Source organism: Negadavirga shengliensis, assembly GCF_042652345.1.
GTDB classification, from domain to species: Bacteria; Bacteroidota; Bacteroidia; order Cytophagales; family Cyclobacteriaceae; genus Negadavirga; species Negadavirga shengliensis.
Genome location: NZ_JBHSJJ010000005.1, coordinates 175,264 through 196,063, shown reverse-complemented (window position 1 = coordinate 196,063; position 20,800 = coordinate 175,264). Strand labels below are relative to the sequence as shown.

General features: G+C 43.3%; 19 protein-coding genes. 8 read left to right on the top strand and 11 right to left on the bottom strand.

Annotated features, from left to right (window positions below; translation table 11 throughout):
* Window positions 1-13: 13 nt before the first annotated feature.
* Complete coding sequence (locus ACFPFU_RS10775; RefSeq protein ID WP_377064345.1) at window positions 14-1,810, top strand: ABC transporter ATP-binding protein; 1,797 nt, start codon at window positions 14-16, stop codon at window positions 1,808-1,810.
* A 183-nt stretch (window positions 1,811-1,993) separates the two neighbouring features.
* On the opposite strand, the gene ACFPFU_RS10770 is transcribed toward ACFPFU_RS10775, so the two are convergent.
* Both ACFPFU_RS10770 and ACFPFU_RS10765 read right to left on the bottom strand, forming a co-directional pair.
* Window positions 1,994-4,381 carry a ribonucleoside-diphosphate reductase subunit alpha gene (locus ACFPFU_RS10770; RefSeq protein ID WP_377064343.1) on the bottom strand — a complete coding sequence of 796 codons (2,388 nt, stop codon included), beginning with the start codon at window positions 4,379-4,381 and terminating at the stop codon, window positions 1,994-1,996.
* A 30-nt stretch (window positions 4,382-4,411) separates the two neighbouring features.
* On the bottom strand, window positions 4,412-5,392 hold the full coding sequence (locus ACFPFU_RS10765) for a ribonucleotide-diphosphate reductase subunit beta (protein WP_377064341.1): 981 nt from the start codon (window positions 5,390-5,392) through the stop codon (window positions 4,412-4,414).
* A gap of 612 nt (window positions 5,393-6,004) precedes the next feature.
* On the opposite strand from ACFPFU_RS10765, the gene rplU reads away from it, so the two are divergent.
* Together rplU and rpmA are read left to right on the top strand one after the other, a co-directional pair.
* Window positions 6,005-6,316 (top strand): 50S ribosomal protein L21, encoded by a 312-nt coding sequence (gene rplU / locus ACFPFU_RS10760; RefSeq protein WP_377064339.1) that lies wholly within the window; start codon window positions 6,005-6,007, stop codon window positions 6,314-6,316.
* 28 nt (window positions 6,317-6,344) lie between these two features.
* Window positions 6,345-6,605 carry a 50S ribosomal protein L27 gene (gene rpmA / locus ACFPFU_RS10755; protein ID WP_377064338.1) on the top strand — a complete coding sequence of 87 codons (261 nt, stop codon included), beginning with the start codon at window positions 6,345-6,347 and terminating at the stop codon, window positions 6,603-6,605.
* Between the two features lie 166 nt (window positions 6,606-6,771).
* On the opposite strand, the gene ACFPFU_RS10750 is transcribed toward rpmA, so the two are convergent.
* Window positions 6,772-7,941, bottom strand: coding sequence for a baeRF7 domain-containing protein (locus ACFPFU_RS10750; RefSeq protein ID WP_377064336.1), 1,170 nt, complete (start codon window positions 7,939-7,941; stop codon window positions 6,772-6,774).
* Window positions 7,942-8,078: 137 nt separating this feature from the next.
* Between ACFPFU_RS10750 and ACFPFU_RS10745 the strand changes: the two genes are divergently transcribed.
* Window positions 8,079-8,387, top strand: a complete 309-nt coding sequence (locus ACFPFU_RS10745) for an HPF/RaiA family ribosome-associated protein (protein ID WP_377064334.1) — start codon at window positions 8,079-8,081, stop codon at window positions 8,385-8,387.
* Between the two features lie 29 nt (window positions 8,388-8,416).
* Here the strand turns inward: ACFPFU_RS10745 and ACFPFU_RS10740 are convergent, their stop codons facing one another.
* The 6 genes from ACFPFU_RS10740 to lipB form a co-directional block, all read right to left on the bottom strand.
* Window positions 8,417-9,046, bottom strand: coding sequence for a rhomboid family intramembrane serine protease (locus ACFPFU_RS10740; protein ID WP_377064332.1), 630 nt, complete (start codon window positions 9,044-9,046; stop codon window positions 8,417-8,419).
* Window positions 9,047-9,053: 7 nt separating this feature from the next.
* Complete coding sequence (locus ACFPFU_RS10735; RefSeq protein WP_377064330.1) at window positions 9,054-10,040, bottom strand: polyprenyl synthetase family protein; 987 nt, start codon at window positions 10,038-10,040, stop codon at window positions 9,054-9,056.
* Window positions 10,033-12,192 carry a ribonuclease R gene (rnr, locus tag ACFPFU_RS10730; protein ID WP_377064327.1) on the bottom strand — a complete coding sequence of 720 codons (2,160 nt, stop codon included), beginning with the start codon at window positions 12,190-12,192 and terminating at the stop codon, window positions 10,033-10,035. The genes ACFPFU_RS10735 and rnr overlap by 8 nt, the downstream gene beginning before the upstream one ends.
* 66 nt (window positions 12,193-12,258) lie before the next feature.
* The gene (locus tag ACFPFU_RS10725) at window positions 12,259-12,990 is read right to left on the bottom strand and encodes a 3'-5' exonuclease (RefSeq protein ID WP_377064325.1); all 732 of its coding nucleotides are present in this window, start codon (window positions 12,988-12,990) and stop codon (window positions 12,259-12,261) included.
* 6 nt (window positions 12,991-12,996) lie between these two features.
* Entirely contained in the window at window positions 12,997-13,398 is a 402-nt protein-coding gene (locus ACFPFU_RS10720; protein WP_377064323.1) for a hypothetical protein, read from the bottom strand.
* A 4-nt stretch (window positions 13,399-13,402) separates the two neighbouring features.
* Window positions 13,403-14,131 (bottom strand): lipoyl(octanoyl) transferase LipB, encoded by a 729-nt coding sequence (gene lipB / locus ACFPFU_RS10715; RefSeq protein ID WP_377064321.1) that lies wholly within the window; start codon window positions 14,129-14,131, stop codon window positions 13,403-13,405.
* A gap of 124 nt (window positions 14,132-14,255) precedes the next feature.
* On the opposite strand from lipB, the gene ACFPFU_RS10710 reads away from it, so the two are divergent.
* Window positions 14,256-14,612, top strand: coding sequence for a YraN family protein (locus tag ACFPFU_RS10710; protein WP_377064319.1), 357 nt, complete (start codon window positions 14,256-14,258; stop codon window positions 14,610-14,612).
* Here the strand turns inward: ACFPFU_RS10710 and ACFPFU_RS10705 are convergent.
* Window positions 14,609-15,463 carry a toxin-antitoxin system YwqK family antitoxin gene (locus ACFPFU_RS10705; RefSeq protein WP_377064317.1) on the bottom strand — a complete coding sequence of 285 codons (855 nt, stop codon included), beginning with the start codon at window positions 15,461-15,463 and terminating at the stop codon, window positions 14,609-14,611. The genes ACFPFU_RS10710 and ACFPFU_RS10705 overlap by 4 nt on opposite strands.
* A gap of 538 nt (window positions 15,464-16,001) precedes the next feature.
* Here ACFPFU_RS10705 and ACFPFU_RS10700 point away from each other — a divergent pair.
* Both ACFPFU_RS10700 and ACFPFU_RS10695 read left to right on the top strand, forming a co-directional pair.
* Window positions 16,002-17,204: a pyridoxal phosphate-dependent aminotransferase gene (locus tag ACFPFU_RS10700; RefSeq protein WP_377064315.1), complete on the top strand. Its 1,203-nt coding sequence runs from the start codon at window positions 16,002-16,004 to the stop codon at window positions 17,202-17,204.
* 58 nt (window positions 17,205-17,262) lie between these two features.
* Window positions 17,263-17,970: a glycosyltransferase family protein gene (locus ACFPFU_RS10695; protein ID WP_377064313.1), complete on the top strand. Its 708-nt coding sequence runs from the start codon at window positions 17,263-17,265 to the stop codon at window positions 17,968-17,970.
* A gap of 3 nt (window positions 17,971-17,973) precedes the next feature.
* Here ACFPFU_RS10695 and ACFPFU_RS10690 read toward each other — a convergent pair whose 3' ends face one another.
* Window positions 17,974-18,768 carry a glycosyltransferase family A protein gene (locus tag ACFPFU_RS10690; RefSeq protein ID WP_377064311.1) on the bottom strand — a complete coding sequence of 265 codons (795 nt, stop codon included), beginning with the start codon at window positions 18,766-18,768 and terminating at the stop codon, window positions 17,974-17,976.
* A 687-nt stretch (window positions 18,769-19,455) separates the two neighbouring features.
* On the opposite strand from ACFPFU_RS10690, the gene ACFPFU_RS10685 reads away from it, so the two are divergent.
* The gene (locus tag ACFPFU_RS10685; protein ID WP_377064309.1) at window positions 19,456-20,445 is read left to right on the top strand and encodes a DUF4421 domain-containing protein; all 990 of its coding nucleotides are present in this window, start codon (window positions 19,456-19,458) and stop codon (window positions 20,443-20,445) included.
* Window positions 20,446-20,800 lie beyond the last annotated feature (355 nt).

The window sequence follows — 20,800 nt, the reverse complement described above, 5'->3', positions numbered from 1 at the left end:
AGTTTTTTATTTCGTGAAGCCTCTCTGGAGATTAAATAAATATTTATACAGGTATAAACTTTACCTGATTTTAGGTATAATATTCACTTTTATATCCAATATTTTCGTAATTATCCCGGCACAATTGGTGCGAATAGCCATTGATTATGTGGTGGAGAGTTTTAGTTTTTACAGGTTGTATGAGGGCAGCCCTTTCAGTGAGGAGGCCAGGTCGGTCTTTTTGAAATTCATATTGGTGTTCGGGGTTTTGATATTAGGGATGGCCTTATTGAGGGGCTTTTTTCTTTTTCTGATCCGCCAGACCATCATAGCCATGTCCCGGCACATTGAGTATGACCTTAAAAATGACATTTACAGCCATTACCAGCAGCTTCCCCTGGATTTTTACAGGAAGAACAGTACCGGGGATCTGATGGCCAGGATTACAGAGGATGTGAGCAAGGTGAGGATGTACCTCGGCCCGGCCATCATGTATGGGATCAACCTCCTGATCTTGTTTCCGATGGTAATCGGGTACATGTTTTCTGTCAATGTACCGCTGACAATTTATTCATTGCTCCCGCTGCCAGTGCTGTCACTGAGCATTTATGTGGTGAACAATATGATCAATGAAAGGTCGGAGAAAATCCAAAGGAGCCTTTCGGAATTAAGTACTTTTGTTCAGGAAGCTTTTTCAGGGATCAGGGTCATTAAGTCGTTTGTGAGGGAAACAGACAGTGGGCGGGATTTTCATAAGGCCAGTGAGGATTACAAGGACAAATCGATCCGGCTCACGCTCGTGCAGTCGCTTTTTTACCCTTTGATCCTGGCGTTGATCGGGCTGAGTGTCATCATCACCGTATATGTGGGAGGGATTCAGGTGATAGAAGGTGCCATAGGCTACGGCGTGATAGCGGAGTTTATACTCTATGTCAACATGCTGACCTGGCCGGTAACTTCATTGGGATGGGTGACGAGTATTGTGCAAAGGGCCGCGGCTTCCCAAACAAGAATCAACGAATTTTTGGATGAAAAAAGCGATATCAAAAGCTCCGAGCACCTCGATACGGTTATTGACGGCAGTATAAAAGTGGAAGACCTTACTTTTGTTTATCCCGATTCGGGCATTAAGGCGTTGGATGGCGTGAGTTTTGACGTGGAGGCCGGACAATCTCTTGCCGTTATCGGTACCACAGGCTCCGGGAAATCCACCATCGCCAACCTGGTCATGCGGATGTATGATGCCACTTCGGGCAAAATATACATCGACGGAAGAGATATCAAAACCTATGATATAGCGGCTCTCCGGGAGCAGATAGGATATGTCCCTCAGGATGTGTTTCTTTTCAGTGATTCCATCACCAACAACATCGGATTTGGGCTGGGGGAAATTACAGATCAAACGGTGATTGAACAGGCGGCAAAGGATGCCGATGTGTATGACAACATCATCAACTTTCCCCATGGTTTTGATACACGGCTGGGGGAACGGGGGATTACCCTTTCCGGTGGACAAAAGCAACGGGTTTCCATTGCCAGGGCGGTGGCCAAGGCACCGAAAATTCTGCTGCTGGATGATTGCCTTTCTGCAGTGGACACAAAAACGGAGAATGCCATCTTAAATGCGCTTAAAGGCATCATGGAGGGGAGGACCTCCATTATTATTTCCCACAGGGTTTCTTCTGCAAAATTGGCCGACATCATTATTGTTCTGGATGATGGCAGGATCATAGAGAAAGGTACCCATGATGCATTGCTGGAAAGAAAAGGCGTTTACGCTGATCTTTATGAGAAACAAACCCAGCAGGCCAAAGAGGTGGAAGAGGATTAAGGGGGATTTTTTCACATAAAAAAGGGCTGTCTCATACAGCTTCGAGAAAAAGGGTTGAACTGAATGCTGTTCGAAATCGAGTTAGGTAAATAGGATCTATTTTAACGATAAAAACAAAAAAAGAGGCTGTTTCGCTTTTGGGACAGCCTCTTTACGGTAATGTTTATTTTAATTTGTCAAGAATCAACTGCCGCACATTTCACAATCGTCCGGATTGTCCAATGAACAGGCGATGGCTTCCTGGTTGTGTTTCTTGAGGACTTCCACGGACTCATCCTTTTGATTAAGCTGCGATTTGTCCACCGTAAACTGGATCGCGCTGCTGGCTGCTTTTGACCTGAGGTAATAAATACCGGTTTTCAGCCCTTTTTTCCATGCATAAAAATGCATGGAAGTCAGTTTTCCGAAATTGGGTTCCTGAAGAAACAGGTTCATGCTCTGGGACTGACAGATATAAGCTCCCCTATCCGCCGCCATATCAATAACGATCTTCTGGGAAATTTCCCATACGGTTTTATAGAGGTCTTTAAGGTTCTGTGGCACTTCCGAAAGGTTCTGCACGGAGCCGTTGGCAGCAACCAGCCTGTTTTTCATGTTTTCGTTCCAGATGCCCAACTGAATGAGATCTTTCATGAGGTGTTTGTTTACCACAATGAATTCTCCGGAAAGGGTCCTCCTGGTATAAATGTTTGAGGTATAAGGCTCAAAGCATTCGTTATTGCCCAGGATCTGCGAAGTTGAGGCCGTAGGCATAGGTGCCAATAACAAGGAATTTCTGATTCCGTATTTCTTCACTTTCTCCTTGAGTGCGTTCCAGTCCCATCTGCCTGATTTTGGCCTTATGCCCCATAGGTCAAACTGAAACAGTCCCTGTGAGACAGGTGACCCTTCATAAGTCTCGTAGGTACCTTGGGTCTTGGCAAGCTCCATGGACGTTTCCATGGCCGCGAAATAAATGGTTTCAAAGATATCCTCATTCAACGCTTTTGCCTCTTCCGAATCAAAAGGCATCCTTAATTGGATAAAAGCATCGGCAAGCCCCTGCACCCCCAATCCAATGGGCCGGTGTCTGAAGTTTGATTTCCGGGCCTCGGGTACCGGATAATAATTGATATCGATGACTTTGTTCAGGTTCCTGGTGACAACTTTGGTGACCTCATACAGTTTTTCGTGGTCGAACTGTACCTTGCCGTTCTTGGCCGGTCTTACAAATTTTGGCAAGGCGATCGATGCCAAATTACATACGGCCACCTCATCAGGGGAAGTATATTCGATGATCTCGGTGCACAAGTTGGAAGATTTGATGGTCCCCAGATTCTTCTGGTTGGATTTTCCATTGGCTGCATCTTTATAAAGTATATAGGGAGTGCCGGTTTCTATTTGGGATTCGAGCACTTCAAACCAGAGTTCCTGGGCCTTGACGGTTTCCCTCGCTCTGCCCTCCTTCTCGTATTTTTCATACAACCTTTCAAATTCGGCACCATGACACTCCGCCAAACCAGGTGCTTCATTGGGGCAGAAAAGAGACCACTCTTCATTGGCCTCCACCCGTTTCATGAACAGATCAGGAACCCAAAGTGCGTAAAAAAGGTCCCTCGCCCTCAGCTCTTCCTTACCATGGTTCTTTTTTAATTCGAGGAAATCCTTGATATCCGCGTGCCATGGCTCCAGGTATATGGCAAAACTCCCCTTTCTTTTCCCGCCACCCTGATCAACATAGCGGGCAGTCATGTCAAAGTTTCTCAACATGGGCACAATCCCATTGGATACACCGTTAGTGCCCCTTATATAGGAACCTTTTGCCCTGACGTTGTGAATGGAAAGCCCAATGCCCCCCGCAGACTGGCTGATTTTAGCGCATTGCTTTAAGGTGTCATATATGCCGTCGATGCTATCATCCTTCATGGTCAATAAAAAGCAGGAGGAAAGCTGCGGTTTCGGTGTACCGGCATTAAAGAGAGTTGGGGTGGCATGTGTGAACCACTTTTGGGACAGCAGGTGATAGGTTTCCACAGCAGCTTCGATATCTTCCTTATGAATACCTATGGCCACCCGCATCAGCATGTGTTGCGGTCTTTCCACTACCTTACCGTCCAATTTTATCAGATAGCTCCGCTCCAGGGTTTTAAAACCAAAAAAATCGTAATCAAAATCCCTTTGATAATCAATCACCTCATCCAATCGGGCTGCATGTTGTTTCACCACACCATATACATCCGGAGCAATCAGGGCAGCATTTTCCCCTGTTTTGGGATTGATATAGGTATAGAGTCTTTTCATGGTATTGGAAAAAGACTGGCTGGTGGTTTTGTGGAGATTGGATATGGCTATCCTGGCCGCAAGAATGGCATAATCAGGATGCTTTACCGTCAATGAAGCGCAGACTTCGGCTGCAAGGTTATCCAATTCGGTAGTGGTCACACCATCATATAACCCGTCTATTACTTTTTTTGCTACTTCTATCGGTTGTATGTATACCGAATCCAATCCATAACAGAGATTTTGAATCCTTGTCGTGATCTTGTCGAATCTTACCGATTCTCTTCTGCCGTCTCTTTTGATTACTAACATGCTGATAAATGAATTAGGGTGGTGAAATGATTAAAAATCTTCTTCTATCGAGAATTTTCCGGAACCTGGAGAATCCTTGGTTTTCATGACGCCCGCCTTTTGATAATCCCCAACCCTTTTTTCAAAGAAGTTGGTTTTTCCCTGCAAGGATATCATGTCCATGAAGTCAAACGGATTGGTGCTGTTCCATACTTTTGAGCAGCCCAATTCCACAAGCAGCCTGTCGGCCACAAATTCTATGTACTGACACATCAAATCCGCGTTCATACCGATAAGTCTTACGGGCAGCGCATCTGTGACAAATTCTTTTTCTATTTCCACAGCATCCTTAATGATCTCAGTGATTTTTTCCTCCGAAAGCTTATTGGCCACATGCTTGGTATAAAGATGGCAGGCGAAGTCACAATGCAATCCCTCGTCTCTGGAAATAAGCTCATTGGAAAAGGTAAGTCCCGGCATAAGCCCTCTTTTCTTCAGCCAGAAAATAGAACAAAACGAGCCGGAGAAGAAAATGCCCTCCACAGCGGCAAAAGCTATCAGGCGTTCCTGAAAATTCCCTTTATCTATCCACCTCAAAGCCCATTGCGCTTTCTTCCTCACACAGTCAAGGTGCTCTATGGCATTGAAAAGCCGGTCCCTTTCCTCCGCATTCTTTATATAGGTGTCGATCAATAAACTGTAGGTCTCGCTATGGATGTTTTCCATGGCTATCTGGAATCCATAAAAAAACTTGGCTTCCGTATATTGAACCTCGGCTACGAAATGTTCAGCCAGGTTTTCGTTGACGATGCCGTCACTGGCAGCAAAAAAAGCCAGTACATGGGAAATAAAATGCCTTTCCCCATCACTAAGGTTTTTCCAATCATTCAAGTCCTGCCCCAAGTCAATCTCCTCGGCAGTCCAAAAGCTGGCCTCTGCTTTTTTGTAATATTCCCATATATCGTCATGCTGGATAGGGAAAAGTACATATTTGCTGCTGTCTGCTTGTTCTAAAATGGGTTCTGGTTTCATCCTCCTATGCTTTAATGAATTCTAAAATATATTTTACATCCCGTCAAATGCCTTTGCTGTTTGAATGGATTTTTTTTCAGATACTAAATGTATTTTTGCTGTTCCTCTTTTTTATGATCGCTTAACAAATATGGACAAGAAAAATGAAAAAGAAAAGGCAGGCGGTGGTTAAAACTTTGAAAAACTGACTAGAAGTCAAATAAATATATTTTACTAAAAATGAACATTTTACGATATATGATTTCAACTTTAACTTTTACGTTTTTTTGTTGGATAAGGCATGGAGAGATTTTTTTAAAAAGTTAAAAATAATTTAAAGTTTTAAAAACCTGAATTTTTTTGACCAAAAGTCAATTATTTTTCATAAATAGTACGCTGTTATTTGTTTATCTGATTGATTTACAATTGTTTATGATAAAACCTACTGCGTCATATTTTTTTCTATAGGTTGATAAAACCCCATATAAATGTAATTTGCATTCATGAAAAAATATTTCACTAAGAAATGTATTGGGGAGAATCAGTATAAATATGGCACTTATATTTTATCATTATTAAAAACTTACTTATATTTGCACCTCATTTTGATAAATCGATTTATATCAAACCATTATGTACGCAATAGTTAATATTTCCGGAACGCAGTTCAAAGTAACAAAAGATCAGCAGATCTTTGCACCAAAAATGCAGGGAGAAGTTGACGCTTCCGTTGAATTCGATCAGGTGCTTTTGGCAGAAGACGATGGCACCGTATCGATAGGGGCTCCTCTATTGGAAGGGGCAAAGGTCACTGGTAAAATCATAGACCATGTGAAAGGTGACAAGGTAATCGTTTTCAAAAAGAAAAGAAGAAAAGGCTATAAAAAGAAAAACGGTCACAGACAGCAATTCACAAAAATTTTGATTGAAAACATTGTATTATAAGGTCTTCCGACCATAAAAGTATTAAGTTATGGCTCATAAAAAAGGTGTAGGTAGTTCCAAGAACGGCAGAGAATCAGAAAGTAAACGACTTGGCGTAAAGAAATTTGGCGGTGAATCCGTCATCGCCGGTAATATCATCGTAAGGCAAAGAGGAACCAAACATCATCCAGGCAATAATGTAGGTCTTGGCAAAGACCACACTTTGTTTGCTTTGGTAGATGGCAAGGTGAGTTTCCAGAAAAAATATGACGGGAAGTCCTATGTAAATGTGATCCCGGCAGATGCCTGATACTTCACGGACTTCAGGAATAAAAAAAGGCCTTTATAAAAAAAGGCCTTTTTTTATTATAAAACTATCTTAAAATAAGAATCCCTTCCCCCGTTTCGCCAAAAAAGCGTTTTACCAGAACGTCATTAACTTCTTCACGTTTTTTTACAACGGTCACGCAGAAACCCTAGATTTCATACCTTAATATACCGGCTATCTGGCTTTCGCCGGGCATTTCTTCCGGCTCCAGAAAGTATACTTTCCCCTTGTTTTCCAGCACCTTTACCGCAGCCAGGTCAATGAGGCAATGGTTTTCCCCGGTGGGTTTTTCATCAAACACTATCTTGTAGTCCTCTTCGACGAAACCGCCCCACACATGTTTATGATCGGTACTGACAAACAGGGTTTCTACTCCACCTACAAAGGATGCCTTGATCAGTTTTGCACGGTCATTGGAAAGGGCAAGTCCTTCTGCTTCCTTCTGGGTGTACATTTCCTTTCTTTTTTTGCTCTCCGATGAAAAATAGGGAGCAGCTGCATCCCAGGCTTTCGCATGCAGTTCCCTGGCATCATCACCGTTATAGGCGCCGCTAACATGTCCATCCAACAGCGGTTTGTATTTTGAGGCTTGATGGAAGAGAGGCACCAGATAATCCACTCCAGCCACCATCAGTGGAAGGGGATGTTCGTTGAGTTTCGGCTCCAGCATATCGGTCATCCTGTGAAAATAATTCAGAATGGTCACTTTTTTTTCCTCGTCAGAACCCTCACCGTGTCCGTGGAACATAGCACCGGCCTGGCCTACTCCTCCCTGGCCCTGCAAAAACTGTTGGTTTTCATCCAACTCCTCTTCCCCGGTGAAAGAAACCGCCACCTCTTCCGCATCGATGGTTATCTCCTGTATGGTGTTTCTTGTGACTTCATAGAGTCTGATCCTGTCCAGGTTCAACAAGAGCAAATAAAAATGCCCATCATCATTCAGTTCCGGCATCAGGGGCAACAAAAATGGCCGTGTTCCAACAAAATGGATGCTGTTCTCTAATTTCAGCGGCAAACGGTAGGTGGTCAATTTCCCGTCCGCGATGAATGAAGCCAGCATGTCGGCATTATACTTCCAGAATTCGTAATCTGCCAAGAGATTGTGGCCTTCCTGCAATAACGTTTCTATCTCTTCCTCCTCCATTTTATACCTTTCCCTGAGGGTGCATTCTATCTCACTCAATTGGTTTTTTAAATGGATCTTATCGGCTTTATAACCGTCGGTGGTTTGTCGGCTTGTCGGTGAATAAATAGAAATAACCGTATTCCCTTTCATTTGGGCCAGGTTTTTGAATGTATTTAAATTGAATGATTCCATAGGTAAAAATTTTAGATTTACTTTCGTTGTTGTCGAGGGTTACCGTGGCATCACGGTAACTTGTCGCGCTCAACTGAAGAAAAGCTCAAAAACCTTGCCTTAAATCCTATACATATTCACCTATAATATTTTAAACTATGAACTATACAGAGAACTACCGGGGTGTCAAAATTGATGTACAGTCGGTCAACTTGGATATCAGTGAAGTGGTCCAGAAGGAAATCAGAACTTCCATAGATAAGCTTTCCAAATTCACCCAGGACATTAATGCCGTTGACGTTTATTTTAAGACGGAAGGTACCGGCGGGACAGCCGTGAGCATAGTGGGGATGCGCGTAGGCATCCCCGGGCCGGATGTGTTTGCCGAAGAAAAGGGGCAAAACTGGGTCCCCTTGTTAAAGGACGTGGTGGAAAAATTGATACGGCAATTGAAGAAAGGGAAATAGGGGGTTTTTCCCCCTTTCACAGGGATACTTTAGAACGGACTGTACCCTTTGATATCATTCCAAAAATGAAGGGCATTTTCAGGCGATATGACCAGGATGATCACGATTCCAAATAATGCCCCGTAAAAGTGGGCATCGTGGTTAATGTGGTCATTGGACAGTTTTCCTTTGTAAAAAGCGTATCCTAAAAACAACAAGCCCAGGACAAATCCTGGTAGGCAGAAGATGCCGAAGATGCAGATATTAGACAGCGGCGTCAGGATAATGCTGGCAAATACCGTTGCAGCAGTACCTCCTGATGCCCCTAATGCATGATAGTTGGGGTTATGTTTTTCTTTAAGGTAAGTCGGAATATCTGAAACAATTATCGCCGCAAGATAAAATCCAAGGAAAACGGCTATTCCTGTGATTCCACCAAATACATAAGCGAAATATCGTTCCACTATATTTCCGAAAAAATAAAAGGTGAACATGTTAAAAAGCAAATGGGTCCCGTCTTTATGAATAAAACCTGACAGGATAAATCTGCTGTATTCTTTTTTATGGTGTACAAGGTAGGGCGTGAAGAGGCTCCTGTCGATAAACGGAGGGTTTTTCCACCCATAATAGGACACAAGACAGGTCAGAACGATTAAGATAATGGTAAACGACAGCTCCATAGACAACCTATTTTTCCCTGTTTACCAGATTATGGGTAAAACGCCAAAGCAACTTCAGGTTTTCTGCGTTTTTGATATTCAGTGCGGCGAGTTGGTCAAATCCGCTGTCAAAATAGGATTTCATTTTCTGTTCGGTGAGCTTTTTGATGTTGAGCTGGTCGTAGATTCTTGTGACGGTCCCCACTTTTTCTTCCGGGTCGAAGTTCTTTGATCTGAGCCAATGGTTGAGTTCCCTGGCCTGCCCGTCTTCAGCCGCTTCCAAGGCTTTTATCAACAAATAAGTCTTCTTATTGGATAAGATATCGCCGCCCACCTGCTTTCCAAATTTGCTTTTGTCCGCGTACACATCCAATAGATCATCCTTCAGCTGAAAACCGATTCCGATGTTGACGCCGAAATCATATAGTCTTTCACTGTCGCCGGCCGGCGCACCGGCCAGTAGCGCCCCCAACTGCAGTGAAAAACCCAGCAATACAGCCGTTTTCAGGCGAATCATATTCAGGTATTCCTCTTCTGAGACTTTTTCCCTGTTTTCAAAGTTCATGTCAAACTGCTGGCCCTCACAAACTTCCGCTGCTGTCCTATTGAACCGGGCAAGACATACCGCAAGCTTATCCTCCTGGATTTCCAACAGCATTTCATAGGCTTTGACCAACATGACATCTCCGGAAAGGATGGCTGTGTTGGCGTTCCACTTCTTATGAACCGTCGGCTCCCCTCTTCTAAGAGGGGCATTGTCCATGATGTCGTCATGCATCAACGTGAAATTGTGAAACACCTCGACAGCCACAGCAGGTGTCAGGACTTCTTTGTAATCATCACGGTAAAGTCTGTAAGCCAAAAGCGTGAGCAGCGGCCTGATCCTCTTGCCGCCAAGCTCCATTAGATAGGATATCGGCTCGTAAAGTTCTTCGGGTTGTCCCCCAAAGTTCAGTTTTTCTATATGGTTTTCCAGGTCCTTTTGAATCTCCCTGAGCAATTTTTCATTAATCATTATCTACAAATTCCAGATCGATGGTTCTTCTGTCTATATCAGTTCGGGTAACCCTTACCATAACCTTGTCCCCCAATGTGATTATTCTTTTGTTTTTTGAACCGATGAGCCGCATGTTCTTCTCATCGAAATCATAATAATCATCGGAAATGTCCTGTATCCTCACCATCCCTTCACATTTGGTCTCGGTGATCTCCACATATACGCCCCATTCCGTAACCCCGGTGACAATCCCCTCATAATCCTTTTTCTCTGCCAGTTTCATGTATTCTACCTGCTTGTATTTGATAGAAGCCCTTTCTGAATCAGCAGCTCTCTTTTCCCTCTCTGATGAATGGATGCATCGCTCTTCCCAAGCCTGGTTCTCCGGCGGCTTGCCGCCATCCAGGTAGTGCTGTAACAGGCGGTGTACCATCATATCGGGATACCTCCTGATAGGAGAGGTGAAGTGGGTATAGTGTTTAAAAGCCAGGCCAAAGTGCAATTTGGGTTCCGTGGTGTATTTGGCTTTTGCCATACTGCGAATGGCCAGTTGCTCCAAGACATTCTGTTCAGGTTTCCCCTCGATTTCGTCCATGAGTTTGTTGAGGCTTCCCGATACTTTCCGCTCGTCTGTTACCTGGATTTCATGACCGAATTTCTTGGCAAAATTAGCAAAAGTGTTGAGTTTTTCCAGGTCCGGATAATCATGGGTCCGGTACACGAAGGTGCTTTTGCCTTTGTTTTTGTTGTAAATGAATTCCGCAACGGTCCTATTGGCCAGCAACATGAACTCTTCTATCAGTTTATGGATATCTTTTCTTTCTTTGATAATCAGTCCCAAAGGCGTACCTTTTTCATCCAACTGAAATTTAACCTCCACGGTTTCAAAATTGATCGCTCCTTTTTTAAAGCGGAGTTTCCTTAGTTTTTTAGCCAGGTCGTTGAGCTGCCGAAGTTCTGCATAAAAATCCCCCTCACCCTTTTCCATGTTCTCCTGCGCTTCTTCATAGGCAAAACGCCTGTCAGAATGGATAACGGTTCTTCCTATCCAGAATTCCTTAACGTTTGCCTCGCTGTCCATTTCAAATACACAGGAAAAGGTAAGCTTGTCCTCATTTGGCCGGAGGGAACAAAGTCCGTTGCTGAGCCTTTCGGGCAGCATAGGAATGGTCCTGTCCACCAGATAAACCGAAGTCGCCCGGTTGTAGGCTTCTTTCTCAAGGAAAGTCTTGGGATTTACATAATGGGTCACGTCGGCAATATGTACCCCTATTTCCACATTACCGTTGTCCAGCATTCGGTATGAAAGGGCGTCATCAAAATCCTTGGCATCGGCCGGATCGATGGTAAAGGTGGGAATATCCCTGAAATCACGTCTTTCTTTGGTCTCTTTGGGAGTGATCTGATCGCTTATCGCTTCCGCTTCAGCTATTGCTTCTTCCGGATAGTCAAAAGGTAATCCGAATTCCGCCATAATGGAATGGATCTCCACCTCGTGGTCTCCGGCGGTCCCGAGTACACGCAATATCTTGCCTGTGGGGCTTTTGTCGTCATCCCTCCATTCGGTCAGTTTCACCACCACCTTTTGGTTGTGTTGGGCTCCCAACAGGTCCTGTTTTTTTACAAAAATGTCATGATGCATTTTTTTGAAGTCAGGCACCACAAAAGCGAAACGGGGTGATATTTCCACTCTTCCCACAAATTCATCCCTGCACCTTTCGGTTATTTCGAGGACCCTGCCTTCCCTCCTGCCGTGCCGGTCGCGTGTTGGAGAAACCATTACCCGCACCTTATCCCCGTCCAAGGCATGTTTCAAATCAGCTTCCTTAACCAATATATCGTCCTCAAGCTTTTCTTTATCCTCCGGAATGACAAAGGCAAACCTGGGGTTTACGTAATCTACCTCGCCGATTACAAATTCAGGTTCCGCACCTGAAGAAAACAGGTTTCTGGGACTTTTGGATACAGCGCCTGACCCCTGAAGCTTTTGGAGCGCTTCAGAGAGGAGTTTTTTGGAAGGGGCATCCCTTAAGCCCATCTTTTTAATGAGCTGTTTTTCCGAAAACTCTTCACCGAAGTTGTTTTCTAAAAATTGCAGCAGTTTTTGGTGCAGGCTTTTGCTGACATTCTTTTTATCTCCTTTGTGTTTACGCTCTTTTTTTCTTGCCATAAAAGTTTCTAAATATCCATAAAGATACTGATAATATCGCTGATTTTAAGAGGCAGGGGGATTATCTTACCCTGCTTCATCCAGATTGGTGATCTTAAAATCCATGTCTGCCGGTAACCCTTGATAGGCCAGGAAAACCCTCGCGGTTACCTCTACATCCCTTAAACAATATTTCCGGATTTCTTCCAGCCCATTATGGTGATAATAAGTTTCATTAACCTTGCTTCCGTCAATATCATCCTTTGAACTGGGGATGTCGAATACGGAGGCCAGAAGTTCCAGCCTCGTGTAATGCTTGTAATCACCGAACTTCCAGAGCTCCAGGGTGTCAAGGTGCCGTATCTCCCATGGTTTTCTGCCAGCCAGCTGCAAAACCTCCGGCAAGGGGATTCTGTTGATCAACATCCGTCTACAAATGTAAGGAATATCAAATTCCTTGCCGTTATGGGCACAGAGTATCCATTGCCTTTTTTCGAGCAGTTCCCGAAACTCCCAAAGGGTGTCATGTTCCGATTCAGCCGCAAAGGACTTGGTGCGGTATTCCAAACTCTCCTCCCCTTTCCGGTAGATGAAAAATCCCACTCCGATACATACAATTTTCCCAAACTCGGCATAGATACCTGCTCTTTCAAAATACAGGGATTGGGGGTCGGTGACCTCTTCAGGTTTGATTTGCAGGGATTTCTTTGCCCATTCCTCCTGCAACCGTGTGGGAAGTTCCTCCAGTTTTTCTGTTTGGGATGCCGTTTCTATATCCAAAAAAAGGACATCATTGAGGTATTCTAAAAAATCCGCCATAAGCTTTCATGCATGTAATACACCATATAGGTCAAGTTCGGGAATATAAGATAAGTTTTCCTCCCGCATACTGCCTTCTACAAAGATAAATTTTTTATCGAATATCTGATCCAAAATATAATAGCTGACCCAAAATTCATTGTTCAGACTGAACAATTGCGGATGGATAGGTTCTATTCTGGCCTTGCTTTCCGGAGCCAGTTCTTCTATCATGTGCCGCATGACGGAAGTTTTTTTAGGGATGCCGTCGATTTCACCGTAACCTCTTGAAGTGATCAGCAAAGTTTTGAGGGAAATCAGGTTTTTATTGATGATGTATACTCCCCAGGTTTCCTCTCCTTCAGCCGTCTCGTTGGCTATCGCCAGTTTCACTCCAGTAACGGGATGAAATTCTATATCCTTTCTCATTTTTTCAATAGTTGGGTTCTACCAATTCCATATCAAAAAGTCTGGTAAGATGTTGCTTTAATTTGGCCTTTACTTCTTTTTCATCCACCTGACCTCCCAATTCAAGATGCATAGAAGTTACCGCCTTATCAGTAATACCACACGGAACAATATGGCCAAAATAACGGATATCCGCATTGATGTTGAAGGCGAAACCGTGCATGGTAACCCACCTGCTTGATTTTACCCCCAAGGCACATATCTTCCGCGGGTTTTGCTGTTCCACATGATCGAGCCAAACCCCCGTAAGCCCTTCGATCCTTCCGGCCGCGATCCCATATTCTGCCAAAGTCAGAATCACCGCTTCCTCCAAATACCGAAGATAGAGATGGATGTCGGTAAAAAAATTGTCCAGATCCAGAATGGGGTACCCTACCAACTGACCAGGACCATGGTAAGTGATGTCTCCGCCCCTGTTGATATGGTAATAGGAAGCACCGCGCAATTTGAGGCCGGATTCGTTAAGAAGAAGGTTTTCTGTCTTTCCGCTTTTCCCCAGCGTATATACGTGGGGATGTTCCACAAAAAGCAGGTAATTGTCGGTCAACCTCTGTTGGGTCGGTGGCAGGCCTCGATTATTGATTTTAATATTTACTGTATCGGCAAACAACTTTTCCTGATAGTCCCAGGTTTCTTTATAATCTTTTTGGCCTAAATCCTGAAAAATTACTTTTTTATTTATATTTTGATTCACTGTTTTTGAGTTAGCTGCTTTGGTGGAACAAGCTTTTTTGGCTGGTAGTTCTTTTTTGTAATCAAGTAGGGCTTTTAAAGTAAATAAAGCAAGATTTTAAACCAAACTATTTTTTGTTTATTTGATGGCGAAACACAACGACATCGGTAAAATTTCCGAGATACTGGCCATGGAATGGCTGGTATCGAAAGGCTATGAATTTCTTGAGGCCAACTTCCGGTATAAACATGCTGAAATTGACCTGATCATGAAACACAAAGGCATCATGATCTTTGTAGAAGTAAAATTCAGAAGCGGGACCGGCTACGGTTATGCGGAAGAATTTGTGGATTATCGCAAAAGACAACTGATCATCAGGGCTGCGGACCATTATATCCATGCAAAGGATTGGCACAATGACATCCGGTTCGATATAGTGGGGGTATACAAGGACAAATGCGGGAATGTGGCCTATAAGCATTTCGAAGATGCTTTTTACTAAATATCATTTCTGTAGATCAGATTGCCTTCCTTGTCCCATTCCGCCCTGATATAAGGCCTGAAACCCTTGGTAAACGGTTCATCTTGGTATTTGATCTCCCGCTTTTTGACCGTCTTGTCACCATTGGTGGACCAATATTCCGTCCATAACCCTACTTTTTCGCCAAAATGGTACTCCCCTGACACGGCAACTTGTCCATCCTGGAAAAAGTGGAAAAAATTGCCTTCTTTGAGATCATATTCTATGGGGGTAAGCTTTTCTATTTTTCTGTCTCCCCTGTTGTAATAGGTCACCCTCGATTCTTTTGGCCAACCTTCTGAATAATGGGCTTTGTTGATCAAAATGTTTTTACCGTCATAAGTCATCCATCGCCCATGTTTTGCGCCATAGTAATACATGCCCGTTTCGACGACGTTATCTCCTATCCGCCTTTCATATGGCCCGTGAAGCAAATAACCTTTGGAAGAATGATAACCACTATTTTTGATGGCTTTGTTCTTGCTGTCATACCAGTATATATCCCTGATATAGGGGTCCGCCGGTTTGTCTTTCAAGACAAAATGAAATACCTGATACGTCACTTGCTCCCTGAAACTGTGACGGATGATGTTCTTTTTTGTCTTCTCCCCAAAAAAGATATTCTTTTTCTTCCTTTTTTTCTTTTTCTTCTTATCCTTCTTTTTCACCTCGTCCTCCGGGTCTGAAAAGAGGAGGATCGGTGTAGACGTGGGAAGCAGCCGGTTTTTCACTATACCTGAAGAATCAGGGTCTGACAGTTCAGTTTCCTGACCATATGTCCTGGCCCCTGTCCATAAAACAAGTAAAAACAAAACAATAACTTTTGTTTTCATGTGTTTATATATAATTGATTTTCAGAATTCACATAGCCTCTCCCGAACTTGATTCGGGAGAATCTCGCATGATTCCCCCCCCCGATAGCTATCGGGGCTATCGGGGCTATCGGGCCATCCCCTTGCCTGCGGGCCGTACTGCCCTTCGGCAGGCAGGTCTGTGTGGCGATCTCGTCATGCTCGATTTCATATTCTGACTAACGTATATACCTCATTTTTATTTTTGCGGGAATTTTAGCCGAACCCCTTGCTGCTAATGGCAATGGTTAATGCATACCATATCCATGATTAAAGGTGTTTCAAGCGGGTTGAACGCCTGATAGACTTCCCCCGATTTTAGCTCAACCATCCGGCGGTTACCGATGAATATTGTTGGTTCAAAACAGGGTAAAGATTTAGGATTCATAAGCTTTATCCTTAATTTTGCAAAATTAAAAAAATTAAAGGAATGCACCGTCCAAAATTAGTGTAAACTGAATATAACAGGCGCATTCCATAAAACACTGGTTGTATAATTGAAAAACAAATAAAACGGTACATGAATTCCATTCTATCTGATCGCATTAACAACATGGAGGAGTCGGCCACACTGGCTATGGCAAAAAAAGCCAGAGAACTCAAATCCCAAGGAGTAGATATCATCGGCCTGAGTCTGGGCGAACCTGATTTCAAAACCCCGAAACATATTCAAGAAGCAGCCAAAGATGCCATTGATGAAGGAAAGTACTTCTCATATCCGCCCGTAGCGGGCTACCAGGATTTGAGAGAAGCCATTGCCAAAAAGTTGAGGGACGAAAACCATATTGCTGAGGCAAAAGCTGAAAATATTGTTGTTTCGACAGGAGCAAAGCACTCCATCGCCAATATATTCATGTGTATCATCAATGAAGGAGATGAAGTGGTGATTTTTTCTCCTTATTGGGTGTCTTATTCTGAAATCATCAAATTGGCAGGCGGCGTGCCGGTGCTGATAGAAGGAAACCTGGAAAACAACTTCAAAGCTACTGCAGATCAATTAAGGAATGCCATCACGGATAAAACCAAGGCGGTGATCTATTCCTCTCCGTGTAATCCTTCCGGGTCTGTGTTCAGCAAAGAAGAACTGGAAGCCATTGCCGCCGTAATTAAAGAGAAAGAGGACATCATCGTCGTGGCTGATGAGATTTATGAACTGATCAATTTCACGGGCCAGCACGCGAGTATAGCCGCCTTTCCCGGGATGTTTGAGCGGACCATTACCGTCAATGGTTTTTCAAAAGGGTATGCCATGACCGGATGGCGTGTAGGATATATCTGCGCGCCCGTAGCCATTGCCAAAGCCTGTGAGAAAATCCAGGGGCAATTTACTTCCGGAGGAACGGGCATCGCCCAGCGCGCCGCATTAGCAGGTCTTACCGGTGATCAGACACCTTCGAAAGAGATGGCTGAGGCTTATCTAAGAAGAAGGGATCTGGTGCTGGAACTTTTGAGGGATATCCCTGGGATTAAAACCCATGTTCCTGAAGGCGCTTTTTACTTCTTCCCCGATGTCTCCGGTACTTTTGGTAAATCTTATGGAGACCAGAAAATTGGGAACGCGGACGATTTCTGCCTTTATATTTTGAACGAGGCCCATGTTTCCTTGGTGACAGGTGCCGCTTTTGGCGCTCCCGACTGTGTCAGGCTGTCTTACGCCGCTTCTGAGGAGGAGTTGAAAGAAGCGCTCAAAAGGATCAAAACCGCTGTAGAAAAACTGAAATAAATTGATTTCCCGCATTGACCTGGCATGTCAATGCGGGTTTTTTTAAAAGCTACCGCCCATGCAGGCAATTGTGGTAACACCCGTAAAAGATGCCCTTAAGGCAACCTTGCAAACCATCCGCGCGATTTATCAATCCGATACCGATTTTTCTTATATCGTTTTTAATGACAACAGCACAACCGAAACAAGGATTGCGCTGGAAGCGGAGAGCAAGAGGTTGGGCTATGAGCTGATCCATCTGGAGGACATCACCGAAACACCCTCCCCCAATTATAAAACCGTACTTCAAATAGCCCAACAAAGGGCGGTCGCTCAAAAACTGCCGTTGGTGATCATAGAGTCAGATGTCACCATACAAACAGATACTTTGAGACGCCTGCTTGAGTTTAACGGTGGCCAAGTCAATCCGGGGCTGGTCGGCGCCATAACGCATGATGAAAGAGGAGAAATTAATTTTCCGTACCTAAAATTCAAAGACCAACAAGGGGCGGCTATAAAAACCAACAGGAGCCTTAGTTTTTGTTGTACCCTGCTTTCTCTTGGATTTCTGGAGAAATACGATTTCAGGGGGCTGGACGTATCAAAAGACTGGTATGATACCCACATATCGCATAAAGCCACAGAATTGGGCTTTGATAATTTCATCCTTATGGAGGTACCGGTGATTCATCAGCCTCATGCCAGTAGACCATGGAAGATGCTTAAATACAAAAATCCCCTGCTGTATTATTTTAAGAAATGGTTTTTAGGCAAGGATAAGATATAAATATCAGCGATCGGGCTGTTTCGGAAGCAATCCAAGCGTCTTGAGGAACAGGTTGATTGGTTTTGACCAGGTTTTGCTTTTTCTGAGCGGTCCATGGAGATGTTCGTAGATAAAATCCCTGTGTTTTTTATTAATAAAGTCCACGGTCAGATCCCTTCCTCTTTTGGTGACACTTTTTCTTCTGGACTGCTTCCTTATCCGGTAGAAGAACCCGGTTATTGGCAGTCTGACTACTTTACCGCCATCCTTTAACATAGATATCCAAAATTCCCAATCTTCAAAACCCCATGTCATTTCTTCTGCATAGCCCCCACATTTTTGCCAATCAACCTTTCGATACATGGCAGAGACAAAGATCATGTTTTTCCTGGCCAGCAATGGCGGACTGTAGTCAGCTAATTTCCAATCTTCTTCCTTGTTACCGAATTTCCTGGCATGACAGTACACCACTTTCACTTTCGGATCCTTTTCCAGCACTTCCACTGCTTTTGCCACATAGTCTTTAGAAATGAGATCATCTGCATCAAGGGGAAGAATGTATTCGCCCGAGGCGAGACGGATGGCCCGGTTTCTGGCTACCGAAGGGCCGCTATTCGGTTGTTGGTGCACCACAATTTGCGGATGACTTTCGGCAAAGGAACTACCGATTTTCACTGATTCATCTGTGGACCCGTCATCTACAATGATCATTTCAATGGCCGGATAGGTTGATTGGAGGACAGACAAAATGGTTTCCGACAGGAATTCTTCCTGGTTGAAACATGGTGTAATGATGCTTACCAAAGGCAGTTGCTGCATGGGTCGTTATTCAAAAATTTCCCCGGTAAAATTAATTTTATTTTTGCTACGGATATATTTTTTTCGCCATTACTTGAAACACTTCATCAACGAGTTTGTATTCATATGAATATTTTAATAAAAAATTATTTTATGCTTATTCTATAAAAGTTAACGCCTTACATTATAAGAATATTTTCTTTGTATTACTAATTCGTTAATTGATTTAAATAATATTTTAAAGCAGTTTTCGAAATAGAATAATTTTATAAAATAATGGTTAATTATATAAAATTATTCTACATATTCTTTTTTGAAACAGAAATTAAAATTTTCAGTGAAATGGATAATATTTTATAATTTTTATTTTTGAAGAAATTTAGTTCATTTTTTTAAGCTATAGTAGGAAATAAAAGATTGGGATTATTTCACTAATTTATCGAAAGATACCGAGATAAATATTTTGTATATTTATCTTAAAAATGCTTACATTTGTTGCGGGTGATTAAGCAACTTTTTCTGCTTTATCTTTTTCTCATGAGTATAATGGAGGTTATTTCGAAATCATTTTTACTAACCTCCTTTTATTTCTCAGATACTTACTTAAACTTTCTTATGCCATATCGTATACTCGCACAGGGCTTTAGATTATACAGCATGTTTTTAAGGTTTTGTTTATGCATAGCATTATTTTTTTCTGCACAAATTATGGCAAGAGCACAGGGAAATTTGGACAGCACGGTCTATTATCAGGAATTTCCGGACCAATTAACCGGCAGGTATTACTTTTCCAGAAAATACACCGGAATGAGATTTCAGGACAAATCATCCGGGTTGAACCTGTTGTTTATGCCCAATTCAACCCTGAACATGGGGGTTGGTGCCACCTACAGCAATCTTACTTTGAATTTGGCGTATGGGTTTGGTTTCCTTAACCCGGACAGGGGTCGGGGAGAAACCAACTACCTGGACCTCCAGGCACATGTTTACCCCAAAAAATGGGTTATCGATTTTTTCGGACAGTTTTATCGGGGATATTACATCCATCAGGGTAAGCCGGAAGACCTCGATATGGCAGGAACCTACCTGAACCCTGATATGAGGGTCCGTAAAATAGGGACTTCTGTACAGTACCTTTTTAACCATGAAAAGTTTTCCTACAGAGCGGCTTTTTTACAAAACGAGTGGCAAAAAAAATCGGCAGGCTCCCTATTGGCAGGTTTTGAAATATATGGCGGTGAGGGAAAAGACGAAGAAGGGGGCTTTATCCCCTCCTCATCTTTGGTCGAGGGGCAAGCCAACGTAGAAAGCGTGCGTTTTTTTGAATTTGGTCCCAATCTGGGCTACGCCTATACCTTGGTGATCATGAAGCATTTTTTTATAACGGTCTCCGCGTCCTCCAATCTGTCCGTGGGCTTCTCTGAAGTGAGGGATGACAGTCAAAATACGCGGACACAATGGGGAGTGAGCCCCAATTATTTTTTGCGGGGCTTTGCCGGGTATAACTCAGACCGGTGGTCCGTCAATGCCAATTATGTCTATAATCAAGTGAATTTTCCGGATGCTTCCGGGTACCGAACCTCCATGATGACCGGCAATTACCGGTTGAATTTTGTCTACCGTTTCACCCCAGGATCCGGTCTCAAAAAATATTTGCGTCCTATCGACAACATTAAAAATAAATTAGGGCTGAGATAACCGCCACTTTTTGTCTCTTTCCTATCAACCTGAGCTTCTGATTATCCAAGGTTTTAAACAGTAGGAAGACCCGCGCGGGTGGAACTAGGGTACCCGGGGAGGGAAGACCCCGATGCCTGTGGGTGGGATTTTACAGGATTTTGACATTAGTTTTTGCGGGAACCAAGCAAAAACCATGACAAAATCCCCATAGGAATTGAAGATCATATGCAGTAACCTTAATCGAAACCAAGGTCATCATTTTCATTACCCATTACCTCAAAATAACGCTTGAAATAATCAGATAGAGGGATAGCATAAGCTACATTTTCTTATCAGAACATGGTTTTGTTAATATTTTTTCAACAGAATAGTA

Coding starts and splice junctions, on each gene's coding strand:
- ACFPFU_RS10770 (WP_377064343.1), bottom strand. CDS start 4,381: ATGTTAGTAATCAAAAGAGACGGCAGAAGAGAATCGGTAAGATTCGAC.
- ACFPFU_RS10765 (WP_377064341.1), bottom strand. CDS start 5,392: ATGAAACCAGAACCCATTTTAGAACAAGCAGACAGCAGCAAATATGTA.
- rplU (WP_377064339.1), top strand. CDS start 6,005: ATGTACGCAATAGTTAATATTTCCGGAACGCAGTTCAAAGTAACAAAA.
- rpmA (WP_377064338.1), top strand. CDS start 6,345: ATGGCTCATAAAAAAGGTGTAGGTAGTTCCAAGAACGGCAGAGAATCA.
- ACFPFU_RS10750 (WP_377064336.1), bottom strand. CDS start 7,941: ATGGAATCATTCAATTTAAATACATTCAAAAACCTGGCCCAAATGAAA.
- ACFPFU_RS10745 (WP_377064334.1), top strand. CDS start 8,079: ATGAACTATACAGAGAACTACCGGGGTGTCAAAATTGATGTACAGTCG.
- ACFPFU_RS10740 (WP_377064332.1), bottom strand. CDS start 9,046: ATGGAGCTGTCGTTTACCATTATCTTAATCGTTCTGACCTGTCTTGTG.
- ACFPFU_RS10735 (WP_377064330.1), bottom strand. CDS start 10,040: ATGATTAATGAAAAATTGCTCAGGGAGATTCAAAAGGACCTGGAAAAC.
- rnr (WP_377064327.1), bottom strand. CDS start 12,192: ATGGCAAGAAAAAAAGAGCGTAAACACAAAGGAGATAAAAAGAATGTC.
- ACFPFU_RS10725 (WP_377064325.1), bottom strand. CDS start 12,990: ATGGCGGATTTTTTAGAATACCTCAATGATGTCCTTTTTTTGGATATA.
- ACFPFU_RS10720 (WP_377064323.1), bottom strand. CDS start 13,398: ATGAGAAAGGATATAGAATTTCATCCCGTTACTGGAGTGAAACTGGCG.
- ACFPFU_RS10710 (WP_377064319.1), top strand. CDS start 14,256: ATGGCGAAACACAACGACATCGGTAAAATTTCCGAGATACTGGCCATG.
- ACFPFU_RS10705 (WP_377064317.1), bottom strand. CDS start 15,463: ATGAAAACAAAAGTTATTGTTTTGTTTTTACTTGTTTTATGGACAGGG.
- ACFPFU_RS10700 (WP_377064315.1), top strand. CDS start 16,002: ATGAATTCCATTCTATCTGATCGCATTAACAACATGGAGGAGTCGGCC.
- ACFPFU_RS10695 (WP_377064313.1), top strand. CDS start 17,263: ATGCAGGCAATTGTGGTAACACCCGTAAAAGATGCCCTTAAGGCAACC.
- ACFPFU_RS10690 (WP_377064311.1), bottom strand. CDS start 18,768: ATGCAGCAACTGCCTTTGGTAAGCATCATTACACCATGTTTCAACCAG.
- ACFPFU_RS10685 (WP_377064309.1), top strand. CDS start 19,456: ATGGCAAGAGCACAGGGAAATTTGGACAGCACGGTCTATTATCAGGAA.